We start from the raw sequence: 20574 nt of genomic DNA, 5'->3' as shown, positions 1-20574 counted from the left end.
TATTTTAGGCCCGAAGCGTATTGATAGGCAGTGAGAAATAAAACTTCGACCCCGCTCCTACTTCTGACTCCAACCAGATTTGACCACCCAATAACTTCATCATCTCTTTACATATCGATAGGCCAAGACCTGTGCCTCCGGTACGCTTCGAGAGCTCTATTTCAGCCTGTTTAAAGCGATCGAATATGGATTGGTGAAAAGCCGGATCAATGCCAACACCCGTATCTTTTACGAAGAACACCACGTCTTTAGAACTAATCCTGTAACCAATTTCTATTCGTCCACGATGTGTAAATTTTATGGCATTATTGACCAGGTTATGAAAAATACGCGTCATCTTTTCCCGATCGGTACATACCATAAAACTCTCTCCCTCAGTATGAGTTAATAGGCTAACGTTATCCTTCATCACAGGAGAAAAATAGGAATAAACATTTTCTATCAGGTTCTGAAGAGTAAACTGCTCGTTTTTCAGCACAACATTGCCTGATTCAAGCAAAGACGTATCCATTACATCGTTAACAATAGATAACAGCTGTTTTGAACTGTTCAGAATAATGTCAAGGTACTGCCTCATCTCAGGCATAGAAACACCTTCAGTTCGAGCAATTTCGGTAAAACCAACAATCGCATTCATTGGTGTTCGCAGCTCATGCGACATATTTTCAATAAAGGCCGTTTTAAGCTGCTCATTTTCTTTGGCCAGGTTTTCGGCATACCTAAGGCGCTTAAGGTGCTCTTTAACAAACAGCAACAGTGCAATAGCAGTTATCAACACGTAAAACCACCCTTTATAAAGTTGAATAACTCTAAGGGTCTCTTCATCATTTGACAGTTGACCTGCCAGTTGATCGGAAAACAATATCCAAAGGCAGCCAACTATCAGGTAAATTACTGATAATCTGTATTCAAATGGAATTCGTTTGTAATTCAGTGTAATCTTAATTAGTTTACTCATGGTTATGCCGGATTCTAACCGTAAGTATATGACATATTCATAAATATGTCCAAATAATTGCAGGGTATTTTTGACGAACCATGTTCAAATTTACTTAAATATTATTTTACACTATGGGTAATATCACTAAGCTTAGCAACATTATAGCTTTGCGAACATCATATTTTGATTAATCTTCCATACGTTCACACTAAATAATCAGTATAAATAACAACATATATATATCATTGATATAATGGAACTTTACTATCATTACTTAATTCTATATATCAATTAAGTATACTAAAATCTATTTCATAACCTTCAATGGTAATCTCTGGAGAAGACTCATGTGGGCTTTTAAATTCATAGTTAAACTCCAACTTGCTGCTGTCGCCAATCTTCTTTCGAATTGTATAGTCCGATTCATTAATGCTGAAAGAAGGGTATTGCACATTCCCCTTAAAGATATATGCCGGAGGGCTGACCATGCTTAGTGTAATCTCAAGGTATTTACCCTGAAAACTCAATGTTTTAAAGCCAGTTTCCAAGGCACTAATTTCAATTTCATCTTCGTACCCCGAGTGAATGAATCGATCACATAAATCACCAATAGTAAACTCATTGTATTTACCATCTTTAGATTCAACGGCGTTCACTTTGCTGAGCTTAATCTCATTCTCGTATGCTTCATTTAAATAGAGCTCATCGATAAAGTCGCCTTTTAACTCCATATACTTGGCATTAAGTTTAAGGCGTGAAATCCTGTCAAAGGTTAGGCTTCCCTCATAAACCGATAAATCAAGCTCATTGCCTTCCATAATGGTAATATGAGCATATTTATTGCTTATCTGCCCACGCCGCACATTGCCAAAACCAGCAGTTCCCTCATACATATCGAGGTTTAATGTTTGCAAATTATTCGTATTAATGCTTGAGTATTTGGCTTTGATAGTGGCATCTCTCACTTCGCCTGCCTTAAATTTACATTCGTATAAGTTCACATCAGCCTTTGCTACATCGCCCAATGACAGGCTTGAATATTTGGCTTCTCCCATCAATGATTTTGATACACTATTTAAGTTCACTTTTGAATCATATATATCTATATTACAGTACCCATAGACATCTTCATAGAAATCAATAGTTGAATACTTTGATTGTAAATCAACGTCACTTTGTTTAGGCACCCATATCCTACACCTTTTCACCTTAAATTCTTTTAACTTGATGGTTTGCTTTGTATCCGACTTAAAAATGAGCTTACTCCATTTCATTCCCATTATTTCTAGCTCAAAGTTGTTTTGAAAAGATAAATCTACCTCTGCAACTTCCTGATGGTCACTTTGGATGACAGTCTTTTCAAACATATCTTTTAACCTTTCTACCTCTTCTGGCTTGCCATCAACCATGTACTCCATTTCAATCTTCAGCTCCTGTTTATCTGTCACTATTACTTCCGCCGACACATCGTATAAACGATAGCTAATAGTTGGATGCCCGCCAAGCTGAATGGTTTTAGTGAATACATTGCTTAAGGGTTCTGCCACTGACCCCATAGTAGCAAACAAAAGCATGATCAGTATTAAGTATACGCTCTTCTTATATCCGGATATGATTTGACTTTTTTTCATCTTTATTTTGTTTTCGTTTCTCATTAATCAGGCGTTCTAACACGCGTAAACGCTTTTCATAGGTATCAAGCATGATTAACACAGCGCGCTCATTGTAACCATGCGCTTTAATATCATCTAAACATTTACTATATATATCGTCCAGTATCTTTATCTCTTCCTGCAACATAGCATCATAATCAGTTTCAACAGATGGTAACGATCTGAATTCATCCCATTTTTGATTCACCCGCATGATGTAATCATGCTCTTTTGCGGCCAGCTCTTTATTGATGGCTGCCAATGTATCCAGTTGCTGCTGCATCATTAGTTCATGACGAACAAATACACCTACTGCCAACACAACAGCAATGGCAATAGCTATTCTAAATCCCCAGTTTTTTACTACACCTCCTGACTTCTGACGTTCGGCAATGGCTTGCCACATGCGTTCCTCATCAGGTTGATGAATGTCCAGCTGAGCCCTGTTTTCCTCAAAATATTGTTCCCAACTATTCGGCATAAATTTTACTTTTCAATTGATTGTTTAATAGCTTTCTCGAGCGATGAAACTGCACTTTGCAGTTGTTTTCGGTCAGGCCTGTCATTTGCGCAATTTCGCTAAACTTGAAGCCTTCAATCACTCGTAATGTAAAAACCACACGTGCGCCCTCTGGCAACTCCATGACAGCTTTCATCACCTGTTCAATCGGCAAATCCGGCGGCACTTCATCAAGCTCGGGTTCTGGTAACTCATCGTTTAGATGGAGTTTAATTTTTAAAAGCTTTTGCTTTCGGATTAAGGAAATAGACTGATTAATAACCATCTGTTTTAACCAGGAACCAAACGCTTTTGGCTCCTTTAAAGTCCCAATTTTATCAAAGGCCTTGACGAAAGCATCCTGAATCAAATCTTCGGCATCAAACTGATTGCCAACAATGCGATATGCCACATTGTACATAGCTTTCACATACTGCTTGTACAAAGCCAGGCTGGCACGCTCATCGCCACGCACACATCTGGCTACCAGTTGTTCTGTCAGATTAATTGCTTTACTCAAGATTTGGTACTTTCTAACTTAAGGATGCACGAATAAGCAAAAGGTTAAAAGAGAAATAAAAATAATTTATGCAGCTCATGAAATAAGCTGTTGATACAGGGAATAGTTTTCTTCATCGAAGCACACAAAAACCACTTGCCTGATACTTTTGCTCCGATAGCTTCCCACCGCATCAATGGCCATTTCTGCCGCCAGTTGTTTTGGATAGCCATATACACCAGTGCTAATATTAGGAAAAGCTAAAGAGATGATATTCAATTCATCTGCTAACTTTAAAGAATTAGTATAACAAGCTTTTAATAATTCAGGCTCTCCATCAGCACCACCTCTCCAAACCGGACCAACCGTATGAATAACATAGCGATACGGCATATTACCTGCCGAAGTGAAAACAGCCTGTCCTGTTGGGCAACCACCTTGTTTGGACCTTATAATTTTACACTCCTCCATAATGGCACTGCCTCCTGCCCTATGAATAGCTCCGTCGACACCTCCTCCGCCAAAGAGGCCTGAATTAGCTGCATTAACAATAGCCTCTACCTCAACGCGCGTTATATCGCCTCTCAATAATTGTATATCCATAGCTAATTATTTTATCTTTTGCTGCAGGTAATCAATCACTTTATTGATTCTACGCGCTTTAGTTTCATCTTTTTTAGCAGTGTATATCCAATCAATAATCTCCTGCTGCTGATTGGCACTTTGCTTTACAAATTCACCAATCAATTTACTGTTTTCCAAATCTAAACAATCAATCAACTCTTGCGGTACTTCAACTGACATATTATCAGGATACAAAATAATATGCACCCAATCACCGGCTTCCTTGCCTATTGCTTTTCGAATAGCTGCCTTTATCGGTAAAAACAATTGCCCGTTGCCCAAAGGCATTAATCGGGCATGTTTAATCAAATAGCCATCAATAGAACCATGCACCTTTACCCAGTTAAACCAGGCATGCTTATCTGGCGCAACTTCCGGGATCTCGGCATAAGTCCAACCTCCCTTCCCGGGAAATTTCTTCAGCAAGTACTTTTTATCAACCAACGCTGTTTTATTCGACAAACCCATCACCCAAAGTTCTCAAACAAAAAAGAGAAGCACAACGGCTTCTCTCAATAATAATCATTCAACTAACAAATAGCTTTATTTGACCAAACTGGCTGAAAAGATATACTTAAAAGAAAACTGAACTTTAACTAAATCAGATGTAAAGCCATCAGAATAGTTTTTCCGTTTTCCATATTGCAACTCAACACCTGTGACCACATTTTCAACAGGATGATAAAGTAGATTAGCGAGAGCATATTGTCCCTGCGCATACGTATCGGGTGACTGGGCATCTGCATGAGTAATATCTAAAATGGAGAACCCTGCTGATGATGTAAATTTCTCAGTCCATTGTTGATCAACAAACGCCACAACACCTAAAACTGGCTGGGCAACTCCTTTAATCGGTTTCGATTCATCATCAACATTATGAGCAATACCTATATCTGTGCCTCCATCATTCATATAGTTTTGTATACCTTCGCCATAGACCACTTGACATCGACCAGTTGTTGAAGCAGAAAAATGCACATTAGAACTAAGATTAACGCCCCAACCAAAAGCATTATCAGACAAGTTGATATTATCGTCCGGTTCAATATCTTCCCACTCAATGTAACGGAGCATGGTGGCCACTTCGAGATATCCCCATGAGAATGCCTTGCGAAATTCAGCAGAGAAATCGGGCACAGGAAACCGGAAATGCACATTGCGCAACTGTATCTTATCGGCATAAATACCGCCATCGGCACTGGCCCCAGGCCGCTCCAATGCAAAAGTCAGCTTATCATCCCCTTTTAATGGCATCCAGCGAAACTGAATATTTCTAAAAAACACCATACCCGAAGGCCCCCAGTATTCCAGTGTATTTGGAAATACATCAATATCCATAAAAGGACTCCAGTATTGTCCGGCGCCAAACTGCCCCAGCTCACCATAGGCATGCCTCAATCGAAAAGTTGTTTGTCCGGCATCCACGCCCGTTCCCATCAACTCAAACTCAAATAACACCTTAAGTTTACCCATAGAATTGGGAACAACACTTTCAACACCAAAGCGCGTTTGCCTCACCCCAAAGTATGTATTACCATTCGCTCCGTATTCATTTTTAAAAGAAGGCAGCTGCGAAGGTCGAACCACGTCACTCCAGTCAGAATTAATCTGATGAAAGTTATAACCCATATCCAGCATGGCATGGCCATACATCCTCAGCGTTAATGCTTCATCCTGACCATTGGCAAACAAGGGCGCAAGAGACAATAGTGCAACCGATGCATAACGGACTATCATTTTTACTCTATCCATAGCTTATTCTACACCTACCGATTGTGGATCAAAAATATTAATATTCAGCTGCTGAGAGATATAGGCAATTGCCTTTTGTGCACGAATACTATTACCAGCACCGTCTAACCGTGGTGAAAAAGCAGCAATGGCACCTTTCCCGGGTACAACAGCCACAATCCCCCCTCCAACTCCGCTTTTAGCAGGCAAACCTGTCAGGTATGACCATGTTCCGGAATAATCATACATACCACATGACAGCATGATTGATAATATCTGAGGGATATTTTCAGCATTCATCACCTCAACACCTGTAAATGGATTAATTCCACCGGCAGCTAACGTTGCCCCCATAGCAGCCAGCTGTTTAGTCGTTATTCCAACAGAGCACTGGCGCGTATATACATCAACAGCCTTCTCGGGATCGTCATACATTACCCCATAGGCATCCAGCAGGCGGGCTATGGCTTGATTTCTAGCATTTGTGGCAGCTTCAGATTCATAAATGTCTTTGAGTAGCTCCAACTCTTCGCCGGCACAAGCACTATAAAAAGCAAGAATATTCTTCCACTTGGCAGCTGCAGATTTACCTTCCAACAGACTGGTGGTAGCGATGGCACCTGCATTAACCAATGGATTTCCAACCCTGGTAGCTTGTTGCTCAATAGCCGTAACGGAATTAAAAGGCAAGCCAGTAGGTTCAGCACCTAGCTTTTCTAAAATAGCCTGTTGACCAAGTTGTTCCATTACCATGGCGAGTGTAAACACCTTAGAAATAGACTGAATGGAGAAACAATGCTCAACATGACCTGCACTAAATACACGCCCATCAACAGTGACCACACTAATACCGAATAAGTCAGGTTCAACTCTCGCCAATTCTGGTATATAATCGGCCGGAGCACCGGCTGAATCATTCTCGAACAGCTTGTACGCTTCATCAATAATCTGCTGCAGCTTATTGTAATCGGGCGCAACAGGACTTTTTTCAACCTGAGCTTCTACCAGTGTGAAAGACAAACAGAACACCAGTAGCCCCAGGTAAGTTTTCTTCATCATAATAATTAAGATAGGGAATTATTTTACTACTAATTTTCCAGAAAGGTATTGAAACAATCACTCACGCGCAACTCTTCACAGCACACTTACTGCTCATCAATCAGGTCTGAACTAACTAAAATCGGATTTATTTTATCTTTGCGGCATGTTGAAAAAGCACACTAAACAAGAGCAGGCATTTATTCAGAAGGTCCGGCAAACTGCAGGGAAAGCCATTAATCAATATCAAATGATCGAGGCCGATGATAAAGTGATGGTAGCCGTTTCGGGTGGCAAAGACAGTCTGGCCCTTTTGGAGATCCTATCCAACAGACGTAAGGGACTGCCCATTGATTACGAATTACATGCAGCACATATCATTACAGAAGACGTGCCGTACCAGATTGATGTTGACTGGCTGCAATCATTCTGCACTGAACTGAATGTTACCCTGCACCTGGTTACAACAAGGGCCAACCTGGAAACAGCTGGCAAGAAGAAGCCTTGTTTTGCGTGCTCAAGAAACCGCAGAAAAGAACTTTTTAAACTTACTCATTCCCTTGGCATTAAAACTCTCGCATTTGGTCATCATCTGGATGATGCCGTCGAAACTTTGGTAATGAACATGGCTCAGCATGCCAACATTTCTTCCATCCCAGCAAGTCTTAATATGTTTGAAAACAAACTTAAGGTAATTCGTCCTTTAACCCTGTTAACCAATGAAGAAATGAAAAACTATGCTACCCTTCAGGGATTTCAGTCACTAAAACGCGAATGCCCATATGAAGATCATACTATCCGGCTTAAAGCACGCAGAATTATTGATCAAATGACCAGCATTAATCCTAAAGCGCGCATTAACATCTTTAACTCGATGAAGAAAATTGATTTTGAGTACCTGCCCTAATTGAACAAGCTATTCACATGGGTGAACCGCCTCGCAACATCATTTGTATAAAGTTCTCCATCTTATCCTTTTCACCAAGATAGATATGAAAATAGGACGCCCAAATATTGTTTGTACGATAGATGGCCATGTCTGCTGTTGCACCTCTGGCAGTTTGTACCCAAGCATCAGCTTTTTCAGCACAGTCGTTGCTGACTGTTGAATAGTGAAACTCATGCCCCTTAAACAGTTGTCTATCGATCTCCACAGAGCGATACCCCAACTTCAGCTTCATGTTCCTTATTGAAGTTTCATAGTCAATTAGGCCAAGCATTGGATGAACCGAGCCATCTTTTAGCTCAACTGATTTACCCATGTACATCATGCCTCCGCACTCAGCTACAATCCTGCCACCCAACTTCTCAAATCGTCTGATGGCATTCAACATATCAGTATTTGCTGCCAATTGTGGCGCAAATAACTCAGGGTAACCACCCGGAAACCAAAGTAACTCACATTCTGTTATGTCATTATCATACAATGGACTAAAATACATTATATCACCTATTTCTTTTAGTCGATCAACATTGGCCGGATACATAAAATTAAATGCCTCATCCTGGGCAATTGCAATCCTAATCTCCTTTTTACGCACGGGTCTTTCTTCGTTGCTAAACGAAACTATTTCCCTTTGAGTAATCTGTAAAAGATGCTCCAGGTTGACGTGTTGCTCTATGAGCTTTGCTGCCTCATCAACCGCCAAAAGCATCTGATCATTCTCGGTTAACGACAAGCCCAAATGGCGCGACTCCAATGTCAACTTATCATTTTTTGGTATATATCCTAAAGCAACAACACCAGCATCCTCTGCTGCTTCTTTTAAAAACTGATAATGTGAATCGCCCGACACCTTATTAAAGATAACCCCCTCAACCCTAATGTTTTTATTGAAATTTTTAAAACCATACAGCAAAGGCGCGACAGAATAAGCTGTTGCTGCAGCATTAACCACTAACACTACTGGCAAATCAAGAATACGTGCTATTTCTGCTGAACTACCTGTATCCTTTTTAGCACCATCAAACAACCCCATAACACCTTCAACTATGCCTATGTCGGCCTTTTGCATTTGTTCCCCATACACAGCATTTATATGCGCTTCATCCGACATCCAAACATCTAAATTATAGGATTGGACTCCAGCGACCTGGCTATGGTGCAAAGGATCAATATAGTCAGGACCACATTTAAAGGGCTGGATATTGAAGTTAAGATTCCGAAGAGCCATTATAAGGCCCAGTGTAACAATAGTTTTTCCAGAATTACTGGATGGTGCCGCTATTAAAAAAGAATGCTTCATTTGTTAGGTATTTGTTACAGCTTCTGCGCGCCAAAGATATAGAAATCCACTACGAATCATTCTCAATATTTAAAACCTTCATGTCTTTTTTAACATCGTATGATGCTGTATCCCAAAAAATAGCAGTACCTTTGCGGCTCATTTGGATTTTAGCTATGCAAGAGATTAGAAACGTAGCCATCATCGCACACGTTGACCACGGCAAAACTACACTGGTTGACAAGATGTTAATGGCCGGTAAGCTGTTTAAAGAGCACCAGGAAGTTGGTGAGCTCATAATGGACAACAACGATTTGGAGCGTGAGCGCGGCATCACAATTCTATCTAAAAATGTGTCGGTAATGTGGAATGGTGTTAAAATTAACATCATTGACACCCCTGGTCACTCCGATTTTGGAGGCGAGGTTGAACGAGTATTAAACATGGCCGATGGTGTACTGCTGCTGGTTGATGCCTTTGAAGGTCCCATGCCGCAAACTCGATTTGTGCTGCAAAAGGCAATTGCTCTTGGCTTGAAACCAATTGTGGTTATCAACAAGGTAGATAAGCCTAACTGCCGTCCTGAAGAGGTTCATGAAGATGTATTTGATTTGATGTTCTCGCTGGATGCAACAGAAAATCAGCTGGATTTCCCATCCGTTTATGGTTCAGCCAAAGAAAACTGGATGAGTACGGACTGGAAAAAGAAAACTGACAATATTGAGGCCATTTTTGATGCAATTATTGAGCACATACCGGCACCAGAATACAATAAAGGAACACCTCAACTTCAAATTACATCACTTGACCACAGTAAGTATTTAGGTCGTATCGCTATTGGCCGCTTGCACCGTGGCGAGCTAAAAGTGAACCAGGATGTGAGCCTTGTTAAGCGTGATGGCAGCATCACTCGCACTCGCATTAAAGAACTGAACGTATTTGATGGATTAGGGCGCACTAAAGTTGAACAGGTTACTTGCGGTGAGCTTTGCGCACTAATTGGAGTTGAAGGATTCGACATTGGTGATACCATTGCTGATTTTGAGAATCCGGAGCCTTTGGAACCAATCGCTATTGATGAGCCTACCATGAGTATGTTATTCACCATTAACAACTCTCCTTTCTTTGGCAAAGACGGTAAATACGTTACCTCGCGCCACATCAAAGATCGTTTGGATAAAGAGCTTGAGAAAAACCTGGCTCTACGCGTAGAAGAAACAGAATCTGCCGATGCATGGAATGTGTATGGCCGTGGTGTGCTTCACTTATCAGTACTGATTGAAACCATGCGTCGCGAAGGCTACGAATTACAGGTTGGTCAGCCACGCGTAATTATCAAAGAAGAGTTTGGTGAAAAACTGGAACCGGTTGAAGATTTAACCATTGACTTACCTGAAGAACACTCCGGCAAAGCCATTGAAATGGTTTCGCAGCGCAAAGGTGATTTAAAATCGATGGAGAAAAAAGGTGACCGTGTTCATTTAGAGTTCAATATTCCGTCACGAGGTATCATAGGCTTGCGTAGCAATATGCTGACTGCCACACAAGGTGAGGCCATTATGGCACACCGTTTTATCGAATTCCAACCATGGAAAGGTCAAATTGAGAAGCGTATTAATGGCTCTTTAATTGCAATTGAGTCAGGCACTTCAATTGCCTACGGAATGGATAAGCTACAAGACAGAGGTAAATTCTTTATTGCACCTCAGGAAGAAGTATACATGGGGCAGGTTGTTGGTGAAAACAATCGCGAAGGCGACTTAACCATCAATGTAACAAAGGCCAAGAAGATGAGCAACATGCGTTCATCAGGTGCTGATGATAAAGTCAAACTAGCTCCTCCGATTCGTTTCAGTTTGGAAGAAGCATTGGAATATATTCAGGGAGACGAGTACGTTGAAGTTACTCCTTCAAATATTCGTTTAAGAAAAATATTACTTTTGGAACACGAACGTAAAAGAGCTTCTAAATAATAACCGGTAATTTTTGGATTATCGGGTTAGCAACCCTATGGAGATGGCTGTTTAGTCATCTCCTTTTTTATGAAATTAACTTTGGCAGAAAAATTAACAAGCCAACCACAAAAGCCACTAATGCAGCGACCAAAACCGCAGCTGCAGCCATATCCTTGGCCTTTTTAATTAATACCCAGTGTTCGGAACTTACAAGATCAGCTAAAGCTTCAATGGCTGAATTTAAGAGCTCCATGGCAAAAACAAATCCGATACAAAGCAAAACAGCCACCCATTCTATTGGCGAAAGGGAAAAATAAACCCCTGCCAACACCACACCTATAGCTGCCAAAAGATGAATGCGTGCATTATGCTCTTCCTTAAGGAGGATTTTTATGCCATTGAGGGCAAACTTAAAACTCCTAAAACGCTTTTTAATGGAGAACCGCTCACTCATTTCTATTGAATCAAGCTATTAATGAATTGGGGTTGGAAACGTTTCTTGCTCACCTTCTCATACAAATGAGCTATCTGAATCAAACGACTTTCAGTATACGGCAAGCCAAAGAAGGACACCCCAATGGGCAAGCCTTTAATATCTCCGGCCGGCACTGTTATACTCGGATAGCCTGAAACAGCTGCTAACTGCGAGCTACCACCACCAAAGTTATCGCCATTCACATAATCAATACACCATGCCGCCCCATTGGTTGGTGCTATGATAGCATCCAGATTATGCTCTGCCATCAATTTATCAATGCCTTTATCACGCGAAAGCTCAAGGCACTTTTCTTTTGCTACTTTGTATTTGGGATCATCTAAACCTTTAGTTGCATTAGCTGCTTCAAATATCTCTTGATCAAACCATGGCATCACACCATTAGCATTCTTTTTATTGAATTCAATCAGTTCGCCCAACGACTTAAAACCACATTCGGGATGCGATTTCAGATAATTATCAAGGCCATCTTTGAATTCGCACAGCAGCAAGGTCCATTCATACTGCCCCAGTTCATTTACCTCCTCAGACAACTTCACTTCGATCACATCAGCTCCTTTTTCTTTTAAGAGATTAACCACTTCATTCATAATATCTGAAACACGTTTATCAAAAGCTGAGCTTTTACTTAAATAACCAATTCGTGCACCCGACAGTACATTATCATCGAAATTAAGATAGATACCTGCCTGTGCAGGCTGATTTGCTGTGGCTGTATCCGCCTCATCCTCTCCCACCATGGCCATTAAAAGTAAGGCCGCATCTCTTACAGAACAAGCCATTGGCCCTGCTGTGTCCTGACTATCGGAAATTGGAATAATGCCTGTTCGAGACAGTAAACCCACTGTTGGCTTAATACCCACAACACCATTAATACCTGATGGACATACAATTGATCCATCCGTTTCTGTACCTACGGCCAACGGCACCAAGTTAGCTGCCACAGCCACAGCCGAACCTGAAGAAGAACCACATGGCGTGCGATCAAGCACATAAGGATTGCGCGTTTGGCCACCCCGGCTACTCCACCCGCTGCTTGAGTTGGTAGAGCGAAAATTGGCCCATTCGCTTAAATTTGTTTTGCCTAGAATAACAGCCCCTGCCTGTCTGAGCTTTGAAACGATAAACGCATCTTTCTTAGCCCGATGATTGTTTAAAGCCAACGAGCCGGCGGAGGTTATCATTTGGTCGCCTGTATCAATATTTTCTTTAATCAAAACAGGTATGCCGTGCAATGGTCCTCGTAAATTACCCAAACTCCTTTCTTCATCTAAACTTCTGGCAATGTCAATAGCATCCGGGTTTATCTCAACTACTGCATTAATACCTGGTCCCTTTTTATCTATCTGCTCAATGCGGTTCAGGTACAATTGCACTATGTCTTCCGATGTTAATTCGCCGGATTTCATCTTTTCCTGTAGTTCAACAACACTTATATCGGATAGTGGAAAGTCCTCGGTATGCGTCCGCTTGGTCTGATTAGCATGACCAGGTTTACTGCAGGCAGACAGGCTTATTCCGACTGCGCTTAATACAGAGCTCAAGAGAAAATCACGACGTTTCATAGTGGGTAGATTTTTTTAATAATTGTGAAAAATAATGATTTGTCAAATGCCAGCAAAACCGAATGACATATTTCACTAGAATATCACAATGCTATTAAATGGCTAATTCTCATAAACTAAGAAAAACAACTTAAAACATTTGGAAATTAAAAAAATCCATTTACATTTGTAGTGTACTATTTCACTATAACAGTAAAACAACTCTAAATGATTACAATCAATAACCTAAGTTTTGCTTACAAAAAACAAGCTCCACTCTTCAAGGATTTATCACTTGAAGAAGGAGCTGGTCAAATCATTGGTTTGCTAGGGAAAAACGGCGCTGGAAAAACCACTTTACTACAACTGATTAGCGGATTACTCACTCCTAACGCAGGAGAAATAACAGTCAATGGTCAAATACCCATCAAGCGTTCACCAGAATTTCTGGAGCAGATTTACTTTGTGCCTGAGGAATTTATAATGCCAACGGTAAAAATATTCAAATTCGTTGAGGCGCACGCAGGTTTCTATCCGCGATTCGACCGCACATTATTTAATGATCTGATTAAGCAGTTTGAGTTAGATCAAAACAAAGTGCTCTCTAAAATGAGTCACGGACAGAAAAAGAAATTCCGAATAGCCTTCGCCCTATCCACAAAGTGCCAGGTGATTATTTTAGATGAACCAACGAACGGACTTGATATTCCATCAAAAGCTATCTTTAGACAGATGGTAGCAGGCGCATTGGAAGATGATCAAACAGTACTTATTTCAACACACCAGGTAAAAGATGTAGAAACATTGATTGACAAGATATTATTGGTTGATAATGGGCGAATTATTTTTAACAACACCATCATTGATCTATCTGAGAAATACGATTTTAAAATTGTGAGTCACCTGCCCGAACAGGTCCTTTACAGCGAACTTAATCCTATGGGCTATAAGGTTGTAACAGCGGCTAACGGCAACACATCAGAAGTGGACATCGAACTATTGTTTAATGCCATCAACGATGGTGTTAAGTTTAACTAAGAAAACCCTTAATCATGAATAACACGTTTAATATTAACAGATTTGGCAAGCTACTAAAACAGCAATACCAACTCGCAGGTAAAACTCTGGCATTGGCATTGGCTTCTATCTTTATTGGCTACACGCTTATTTTATTAATATTTACTTTCAACAATGCCTATATTGCTACGATGGAATGGCTACCGTTTTTTATCATACTCAATTCGGCCATTGCCCTGCCATTTGCCGCATATGCATTTCCGGCCTTTAGGAGTAAGGAGAAAACGTTTGACTTCTTGCTTTTACCCTGTTCTGTTACTGAGAAATTTACTTTAAACCTCATCATTAGAATTATTGCACCATGGATTGTGCTACCCGTAATTTTCTACATCAGCTCGCGCCTGGCAACGGAATTAGCCTTATGGTATTTTCCACAATCTAACATTGAAGGGTTTAGGCTTTGGGCCATTTTTAGCCAAATAGATCACGACGACCTGTTTTTTGCAATTGTAAGCATCATACTTACAGGACTGATACACCAATCGGTATTGTTTACCGGTGCAACAGTTTTTCGAAAACAGCCATTGATCAAAACCCTGCTGATACTAGGTGCTGTTGCCGGCATCATTATTTTTTATTTCTACATCATAATAGGATGGGTTGAAATTTACAAGAATGGCAGAATACCATGGTTTGCGGTATTTGAGAACAACGAAAATACAGTATACTATCTGATAGGAGTTGAAATAGCATTATTAATCACCACATTGGCTTATGCCTTTTATAGGGTGAAAGAAAAAGAGATAGCATGATGGAGTTTAAGAACAACAAAGGTATCTTTCAACAGATAGCCGACAATATATGTGAGCGCATTTTGTCGGGAGACTATGCGCCAGGAGATAAAGTTCAATCAGTTAGACAACTGGCCACGCAACTAGGCGTTAACCAAAACACTATTATGAGAACATTTTTAGAATTACAACATAGTAACATTGTGGAAAACCGAAGAGGCATTGGGTATTTTGTAACCGAAAATGCACCGGATACAATCAGAGAATTTCGCAAAGAAGAATTCACAAAAGAAATACTTCCTACCTTCATACAGCAGGTTAAATTACTGCGCATTACTAAGACTGAATTAGAGCCTTTGTTTAACCAGCTTAAAGAGAACGAAGATGAAAACAAGTAAGATAATTCTAATCAGCTTTCTGTCGGTTGTGGTAGCATTTCTTCTCTCATTTATGATAACTATTGAAAGACCAAACCATTTTAACAGCAATGAGCAGCTCGAAACCATAGAGTCTGAGTTAAGCAACATTCACGTAGTTTTAATTCAGTCAGGAAACAGTGTTAATTTAAGAACGGATTCCATTGGCAAGTTGCAATACACCTATGAAAAAGACTCAGTTATTGGTAAACCGTTTGAAATTATTGCCGACACCCTGATTTTAAAATCGTCTGCATCAAGCAAATCAAGATTGAGTTATAACATAAATGTCAGCAACATCAATACCATCGTCAACAATGGCGGTTCGGTTAATATTGATATACAACAAGATAGCATTCAGATAACCAATCTTCATCAGGGTCAATTTCAGATACAGAGAAGTAGCGCCATTAATTTCGTACAACTTACTTCACATGAAAAATCAAGAACTATTGTATCTTCCAAACAAATACAAGAACTTGATGCACAGATAAGCGGTGCAACTTTAATTGTCAACAAGCCAATAGAACGCGTAAAGCTTACGGCTAAAGATAAAGCAGATGTAACCTTACACAAAGTTAATTTATTAGCTGCCGAATGCGACACATCATCAAGATACAGAATCTTTTAACGGTAAGTATGGCAATAACAGAGAATGTATATTAACATACATACACATCACCCGACTAAAAGCATCCATATTAAAGAAGTGGTTAATATGGATGCTTCTTCTATATACCACAAACAGGAGCCAACCCTCTTACACTCCACAGGCCTGCATCCGTGGCACATCAATCAATCATCGAAAGAACTACTGAACAGCATTAAGCCACACGAAAACCTGCTGGCTATTGGCGAATGTGGATTAGATAAACTCAGAGGTCCTGATTTATCAATACAGAAAGAGGTATTTATCGCACAAATTGAACTATCGGAGCACTTGTGCCTACCGCTTATTATCCATTGCGTAAAAGCCTATTCCGAAATCATTCAATTACGCAAAGACCTTCACCCCTCTCAACCCTGGATATTTCATGGCTTTAATGCTTCAAAAGAAACGATGGAACAAGCCCTGAAACATGGTTTTTACTTTTCTGTTGGCGCATCACTATTAAAAAAGCACTCAAAGGTGCTCCAATCCTTGCCATTTATTCCGCACAATCGACTATTTTTGGAGACAGATGACAATCCACAGCTTCGCATTGAATCCATTTATGAAAAAGCTTCAAACGTATTAAATCTTGAATTAATTCAATTACAAGAAATTATTCAGGATAATTTTAAGTACTTATTCAATGTCGATACACGAATTCATCAATCCATTAAATAGCGACTGGACCACCTGGAGCATCACCATTCTGGCAGCATTTTTCATTGGCGCTTCAAAAGCCGGGCTTAAAGGCCTGTCCATGTTTGTTATTCCATTATTTGCGCATTTCTATGGCGGCAAAGCATCGGTAGGCATTCTATTACCCTGCTTGCTGGCCGGCGATATAATGGCCCTACGTTTCTTCTATAAGAGCGCAAATATCAAACTGATTTTAAAACTAATCCCGCCGGCAGTAATCGGCATTTTAATAGCGGTTTTTGTGGGATCTAAAATTAGCGATGCCCAATTTAAACAGACCATGGGCACAGCCATCCTAATTTGCGTAGGACTACTTCTCTATAATGAATTTAAGGGAAAAGTAAACATTTCAAACTCAAAGGTCTTTTCAAACGGACTGGGTTTGTCTGGTGGCTTTGCCACTATGATTGGCAACGCTGCCGGCCCAATTTTTAATTTATACCTGCTATCAATGCGTTTACCGAAGGCTGCTTATATTGGTACAGGGGCCTGGTTCTATCTACTGCTCAACTCATTTAAAGTACCTTTTCATATTGTCAGCTGGCAAACTATTAACTGGCAAACACTTCACCTCAACCTGATTATGATTCCGGTGTTAATCACCGGCACCTTCGTTGGTAAAAGAATTGTTGGTCATATTCCTGAAAAACCTTATCGATTTTTAATATATACTATCACATTGTTATCAGCTATCTTTTTGTTTTTCAAATAGTGAACAGCAGGATAGGCACAACAGATGCCTTTTATCATTTAAATTATAAGTTGAATATTGTACCTTTACCATCCTTAAATATAAAATAACACAAGTACTAAATCATACCGAAATGAACGATATCAATTGGAGCGACTTGTCTTTCAGCTACATGAAGACAGATTACAACGTAAGATGCTACTATCGCGATGGCAAATGGGGTGAACTGGAAGTACACTCTTCTGATCAGGTAAGCATTCATATGGCAGCCACTGGCTTACACTACGGACAGGAAGCATTTGAAGGATTGAAAGCCTTTAAAGGGAAAGATGGCAAAACACGCCTGTTCCGCATTGAAGAGAATGCCAAACGTATGTACAACTCTGCCGTTGGCACCATGATGGCTCCAATTCCTGAAGATATATTTGTTAATGCTGTATTGAAAGCGGTTGAGCTAAACAAACGATTTGTTCCACCATACGAATCAGGTGCATCATTATACATTCGCCCACTATTGGTTGGAACTGGTGCCAAAATTGGTGTAGCACCAACCGACGAATATTTATTTATGGTATTTGTAATGCCTGTTGGTCCATACTTCAAGGCCGGCTTCAAACCAACCAACATGATGATTTCGCGCAAGTATGATCGCGCTGCGCCACTAGGCACAGGTAACATTAAAGTGGGTGGCAACTACGCAGCCAGTTTACGTGCCGGTCATGAGGCCCATGAGAATGGTTATTCGGCCGTTTTGTTCCTTGATAGCAAAGAAAAGAAATACATTGACGAGTGTGGCCCGGCTAACTTCTTTGGTATTAAAGATAACACTTATGTAACACCAAAGTCAGAATCTATCCTGCCGTCAATTACCAACATGAGCCTTTGCCAGTTGGCAGAAGACATGGGCATGACCGTAGAACGTCGCCAGGTGCCTTTGGAAGAATTATCAACTTTCGAAGAAGCAGGTGCATGTGGTACAGCTGCAGTCATCAGCCCAATTGGTAAAATTGATGATATTGAAACAGGCACTTCATATGTATTCAGCAAAGATGGTAAGCCTGGAGTTATTTCAGAAAAACTATACAACAAGTTGCGAGCTATTCAATATGGCGATGAGCCAGATACTCACAACTGGGTAACTGTTGTTGAATAAACAATTATATAACAATATAAGAACCGCGGCGCAAGCTGCGGTTTTTTTATGCACGCAATCAAACAATCTGTCAGCTATTCAGTTTCATAAATCTCAGTAACTGTATTACCTTTGCTCTCCAATACTCTGCAACTATGACTGACTTACGTATCGAAAACCTGAATATAATTGCTGAAGAACCGATTATCACACCCGATAAACTGAAGCAACTATACCCGCTCACCGATCTCACTACCAAAACCATATTAGACGGCCAAAATACCGTGAAGCGTATTCTTCATCGCAAAGACAAGCGCCTGCTTGTGGTGGTTGGGCCCTGCTCTATTCATGATATTGATGCAGCCAAAGAATATGCCCGTCGCTTAAAAAAACTGGCAGACGAAGTAAGTGAAAAGCTATATCTGGTGATGCGAGTATATTTTGAAAAACCCCGCACAACAGTAGGCTGGCAAGGTTTGATTAACGATCCACACCTTGATGACAGCTGCCAGGTGGAAGATGGTTTGAAGATGGCCCGTGAACTGCTTTTATATGTGGCAGAACTTGGCCTGCCCGCTGCCGGTGAAGCTTTAGATATTGTGACCCCTCAATACATCCAGGATTTATTCTCATGGACGGCCATAGGCGCACGCACAACAGAGTCACAAAGTCACCGTAACATGGCTAGTGGTTTATCATCAGCTGTTGGCTTTAAAAATGGCACCAATGGCAGCATAGATATCGCCATTAACGCGCGGGAATCGGTGGCAGCACCACACAACTTTGTCAGCATTAATCCAGAAGGTAAAGTAGCGGTTGTAAAGACAAAAGGTAACCCTAACTCCCACATCATTTTAAGAGGTGGAAAAACTCCTAACTATTCAGCCAAACACATTGCTGAATACGAGCAAAAACTGAAAGCAGCCGGACTTGAGCCCAGAATAATGGTAGACTGCAGCCATGCTAACAGCGGTAAAAAAGCTGTCAACCAGGCCAGAGTAGCAAAAGATATCGCAGGGCAAATCAAAGCCGGTAATAAATCCATTATGGGCGTAATGATTGAAAGCAATCTACATTTTGGCTGTCAGAAACTATCAAATACTTCTGAATTACAATATGGTGTTTCCATCACCGATGAGTGCATTGGTTGGGACGAAACGGAAGATCTACTGAAGGAATTAGCTAATACAATCTAGTCTTTTCTCTCCTGAGCTGAAATACAGCTAGAAACGCCTGTTTATGGCAACATATTTTAAAAAACGCAGTCCGATGGGAATATGCCTTACTACGGTTGGTAATAGTCCAAAATTTCGCCGCATAATGTCGAATCGTTCTTTTAAACCTGGCACAATGTTTTGCTTGGTTAACCCACCATCCAGAAAACGCGAAAGGATTTGATTAGAATTATGTACTGAATTGGCAGCCTTCAGCGCTTTCAGGCACCACTCATAATCAGCTGAAAACCGATACTTTATATTGTATTTAGCAGCTATTTTTGTTGATACCAAAATGGATTGATGACTGACCAACATCCCATTCCGGAAATCTTCCCAACTAAGGTTCACAGGTGGCTTAAGCCGACGCTCGCCAATCTCACTTCCTTCAGCATCAATCATCACCGTATCGCCATACACAACATCCGGGAATACATCTCCAAACCCATCAACCATTTGACTTATCGTATACCTATGGTAAATTTCATCACCTGAATTTATAAACCAGACATAATCACCCGATGCCATATCCAGTCCCTTATTCATAGCATCATACAAGCCTTCATCTGACTCACTAACCCATTTTGATATAATGGATTGATTAGCTTTAATTAAATCAATAGTTCCATCATTGGAGCGGCCATCAACAACAATATATTCGATACCATTATAATCCTGACAAGCGATGCTGTCAATGGTTTTTTTAAGTGTATCAATCCCATTATAAACAATTGTAATAATGCTAATAAGAGGCTTCTTCAT

22 protein-coding genes are annotated in these 20574 nt (G+C 40.5%); 10 read left to right on the top strand and 12 right to left on the bottom strand.

Features of this window, described 5'->3' with window-relative positions; genetic code table 11:
• Positions 1 to 4: 4 nt before the first annotated feature.
• The 8 genes from KDU71_RS14735 to glsA form a co-directional block, all read right to left on the bottom strand.
• Positions 5 to 958, bottom strand: coding sequence for a sensor histidine kinase (locus tag KDU71_RS14735; protein ID WP_212191857.1), 954 nt, complete (start codon positions 956 to 958; stop codon positions 5 to 7).
• Between the two features lie 269 nt (positions 959 to 1227).
• Positions 1228 to 2571: a hypothetical protein gene (locus KDU71_RS14730; RefSeq protein WP_212191856.1), complete on the bottom strand. Its 1344-nt coding sequence runs from the start codon at positions 2569 to 2571 to the stop codon at positions 1228 to 1230.
• Complete coding sequence (locus tag KDU71_RS14725) at positions 2540 to 3073, bottom strand: hypothetical protein (protein ID WP_212191855.1); 534 nt, start codon at positions 3071 to 3073, stop codon at positions 2540 to 2542. Before KDU71_RS14725 ends, KDU71_RS14730 begins: the two co-directional genes overlap by 32 nt.
• Entirely contained in the window at positions 3063 to 3611 is a 549-nt protein-coding gene (locus KDU71_RS14720) for an RNA polymerase sigma factor (RefSeq protein WP_212191854.1), read from the bottom strand. The genes KDU71_RS14725 and KDU71_RS14720 overlap by 11 nt, the downstream gene beginning before the upstream one ends.
• 75 nt (positions 3612 to 3686) lie before the next feature.
• On the bottom strand, positions 3687 to 4193 hold the full coding sequence (locus tag KDU71_RS14715) for an O-acetyl-ADP-ribose deacetylase (protein WP_212191853.1): 507 nt from the start codon (positions 4191 to 4193) through the stop codon (positions 3687 to 3689).
• Between the two features lie 6 nt (positions 4194 to 4199).
• Entirely contained in the window at positions 4200 to 4682 is a 483-nt protein-coding gene (locus KDU71_RS14710) for a DUF1905 domain-containing protein (protein ID WP_212191852.1), read from the bottom strand.
• Positions 4683 to 4757: 75 nt separating this feature from the next.
• A complete protein-coding gene (locus KDU71_RS14705; RefSeq protein WP_212191851.1) occupies positions 4758 to 5966 on the bottom strand; it encodes a DcaP family trimeric outer membrane transporter in 1209 nt (402 codons plus the stop codon).
• A 3-nt stretch (positions 5967 to 5969) separates the two neighbouring features.
• A complete protein-coding gene (gene glsA, locus KDU71_RS14700) occupies positions 5970 to 7004 on the bottom strand; it encodes a glutaminase A (protein WP_212191850.1) in 1035 nt (344 codons plus the stop codon).
• 145 nt (positions 7005 to 7149) lie between these two features.
• On the opposite strand from glsA, the gene KDU71_RS14695 reads away from it, so the two are divergent.
• Positions 7150 to 7890 carry a tRNA lysidine(34) synthetase gene (locus KDU71_RS14695; protein WP_212191849.1) on the top strand — a complete coding sequence of 247 codons (741 nt, stop codon included), beginning with the start codon at positions 7150 to 7152 and terminating at the stop codon, positions 7888 to 7890.
• 13 nt (positions 7891 to 7903) lie between these two features.
• On the opposite strand, the gene KDU71_RS14690 is transcribed toward KDU71_RS14695, so the two are convergent.
• Positions 7904 to 9229: a cobyrinate a,c-diamide synthase gene (locus tag KDU71_RS14690; protein ID WP_212191848.1), complete on the bottom strand. Its 1326-nt coding sequence runs from the start codon at positions 9227 to 9229 to the stop codon at positions 7904 to 7906.
• Positions 9230 to 9384: 155 nt separating this feature from the next.
• On the opposite strand from KDU71_RS14690, the gene typA reads away from it, so the two are divergent.
• On the top strand, positions 9385 to 11181 hold the full coding sequence (gene typA / locus KDU71_RS14685; RefSeq protein ID WP_212191847.1) for a translational GTPase TypA: 1797 nt from the start codon (positions 9385 to 9387) through the stop codon (positions 11179 to 11181).
• Between the two features lie 67 nt (positions 11182 to 11248).
• Here typA and KDU71_RS14680 read toward each other — a convergent pair whose 3' ends face one another.
• On the bottom strand, positions 11249 to 11617 hold the full coding sequence (locus KDU71_RS14680; RefSeq protein ID WP_212191846.1) for a diacylglycerol kinase family protein: 369 nt from the start codon (positions 11615 to 11617) through the stop codon (positions 11249 to 11251).
• A gap of 2 nt (positions 11618 to 11619) precedes the next feature.
• Positions 11620 to 13224: an amidase gene (locus KDU71_RS14675; RefSeq protein ID WP_212191845.1), complete on the bottom strand. Its 1605-nt coding sequence runs from the start codon at positions 13222 to 13224 to the stop codon at positions 11620 to 11622.
• Positions 13225 to 13431: 207 nt separating this feature from the next.
• Between KDU71_RS14675 and KDU71_RS14670 the strand changes: the two genes are divergently transcribed.
• From KDU71_RS14670 to KDU71_RS14635, 8 genes are all read left to right on the top strand, one after another.
• Positions 13432 to 14241, top strand: a complete 810-nt coding sequence (locus KDU71_RS14670) for an ABC transporter ATP-binding protein (RefSeq protein ID WP_212191844.1) — start codon at positions 13432 to 13434, stop codon at positions 14239 to 14241.
• A 14-nt stretch (positions 14242 to 14255) separates the two neighbouring features.
• Positions 14256 to 15032, top strand: a complete 777-nt coding sequence (locus KDU71_RS14665) for a hypothetical protein (RefSeq protein WP_212191843.1) — start codon at positions 14256 to 14258, stop codon at positions 15030 to 15032.
• Positions 15029 to 15409, top strand: a complete 381-nt coding sequence (locus tag KDU71_RS14660) for a GntR family transcriptional regulator (protein ID WP_212191842.1) — start codon at positions 15029 to 15031, stop codon at positions 15407 to 15409. Before KDU71_RS14665 ends, KDU71_RS14660 begins: the two co-directional genes overlap by 4 nt.
• Positions 15396 to 16058: a hypothetical protein gene (locus KDU71_RS14655; protein WP_212191841.1), complete on the top strand. Its 663-nt coding sequence runs from the start codon at positions 15396 to 15398 to the stop codon at positions 16056 to 16058. The genes KDU71_RS14660 and KDU71_RS14655 overlap by 14 nt, the downstream gene beginning before the upstream one ends.
• A 24-nt stretch (positions 16059 to 16082) precedes the next feature.
• Positions 16083 to 16757 (top strand): TatD family hydrolase, encoded by a 675-nt coding sequence (locus KDU71_RS14650; protein WP_212191840.1) that lies wholly within the window; start codon positions 16083 to 16085, stop codon positions 16755 to 16757.
• The gene (locus KDU71_RS14645) at positions 16723 to 17487 is read left to right on the top strand and encodes a sulfite exporter TauE/SafE family protein (protein ID WP_212191839.1); all 765 of its coding nucleotides are present in this window, start codon (positions 16723 to 16725) and stop codon (positions 17485 to 17487) included. Before KDU71_RS14650 ends, KDU71_RS14645 begins: the two co-directional genes overlap by 35 nt.
• Before the next feature lie 70 nt (positions 17488 to 17557).
• Entirely contained in the window at positions 17558 to 18619 is a 1062-nt protein-coding gene (locus tag KDU71_RS14640) for a branched-chain amino acid aminotransferase (protein WP_317195170.1), read from the top strand.
• A gap of 134 nt (positions 18620 to 18753) precedes the next feature.
• Complete coding sequence (locus KDU71_RS14635; protein WP_212191837.1) at positions 18754 to 19794, top strand: 3-deoxy-7-phosphoheptulonate synthase; 1041 nt, start codon at positions 18754 to 18756, stop codon at positions 19792 to 19794.
• 27 nt (positions 19795 to 19821) lie between these two features.
• Here the strand turns inward: KDU71_RS14635 and KDU71_RS14630 are convergent, their stop codons facing one another.
• Positions 19822 to 20574 carry a glycosyltransferase family 2 protein gene (locus tag KDU71_RS14630; protein WP_212191836.1) on the bottom strand — a complete coding sequence of 251 codons (753 nt, stop codon included), beginning with the start codon at positions 20572 to 20574 and terminating at the stop codon, positions 19822 to 19824.

Source organism: Carboxylicivirga sediminis (assembly GCF_018156225.1).
Taxonomy (GTDB): domain Bacteria; phylum Bacteroidota; class Bacteroidia; order Bacteroidales; family Marinilabiliaceae; genus Carboxylicivirga; species Carboxylicivirga sediminis.
This window is presented reverse-complemented; position numbering and strand designations above follow the sequence as displayed.